This is a genomic window from Phocaeicola sp. RTP21198st1_B8_RTP21198_201120, assembly GCF_040929485.1.
Lineage (GTDB): Bacteria > Bacteroidota > Bacteroidia > Bacteroidales > Bacteroidaceae > Phocaeicola > Phocaeicola dorei.
This window is the reverse complement of sequence record NZ_JBCOCI010000475.1, coordinates 1-1,144: the sequence shown is the minus strand read 5'-3', so window position 1 is coordinate 1,144 and position 1,144 is coordinate 1. Positions and strand designations below refer to the sequence as shown.

Here is a 1,144-nt window from a genome sequence, read left to right as displayed (position 1 = left end):
CCTTTGCACCGTGAAACAAAAACACGGGTGTGAATAACTTTATTGCATTTAATAAATTAAAAGAAGCAAGGTAAAAGATTATGAAAAGAAACAAATGGCTGCTTTCTCTGTCAATTGGGCTCTTGTGCTGTGGCTCTGCATACGCACAGACAACAGTGAAAGGAAAAATAACGAGTGAAGGTGGGGAACCGTTAATCGGGGCTACCGTAGCTGTGAAAAACTCGACAGACGGCACGGTGACCGACATCGACGGAAACTACTCCCTGAAGACTAAGAAAACATTGACTCAAAAGGATTTGCTTGTATTCAGTTATGTGGGATATAAAACGCTACAGAAGAACTATGCAGGCAATACGATGAACGTAAAACTGGCGGAAGAGTCGCAACAACTGAATGATGTGGTGGTGACTGCCCTGGGGATCAAACGTGAAGAAAAAGGATTGGGATATGCCACGGAAACCGTGAAAGGGGATATGATTACGAGTGCCCTGCCCACCAACTGGTCGACGGCACTGAACGGCAAGGTAGCCGGATTGAGTGTTATCTCTTCCGGTGGTCCGCTTAATTCGAGCCGTATCTCGCTGCGGGGGGACGTCTCGCTGAACCAGAACGGAAACGACGCATTGGTGGTAGTGGACGGTGTACCGATGAGTAGTCCGATGACCAATCCGGGTGTTGCCTACGGTGCAGGTTCAAACAGCGAACTTTCCGTGGACTATGGTAACGGATTCTCCGACATCAATCCGGATGATATCGAAAGCATCCAAGTATTAAAAGGGGCCAGTGCGACAGCCTTGTACGGTACGCGTGCAGCCAATGGCGTGATTATGGTGACTACCAAATCGGGAGCGGGTGCACCCAAAGGTATCGGTGTGTCTTACAGCGGTAACTTCAGTATTGACGATGTGATGAGATGGCCCGATTACCAGTATGAATTCGGACAGGGATTGCCGAGCAATATCGGTCCGGCAGGTTCTATCTACGAAGGCCAGCCCTATTACTCTTACGGGAAAGCGGAAGACGGCAGTTACGCAAGCACTAGCGGAACCAGTAGCGCTTACGGAGCACGTTTCGACGCCAACAGGTTGTTCTACCAATATGACCCCGTAACGCAGGGACGCGCTTCTGTTGCCACCCCTTGGGT

At 49.7% G+C, this 1,144-nt stretch carries 1 protein-coding gene; it reads left to right on the top strand.

Annotated features, from left to right (window positions below; translation table 11 throughout):
* Window positions 1-80: 80 nt before the first annotated feature.
* On the top strand, window positions 81-1,144 hold a 1,064-nt coding region (locus AB5935_RS27405), incomplete at its 3' end, for a carboxypeptidase-like regulatory domain-containing protein (protein ID WP_368328028.1).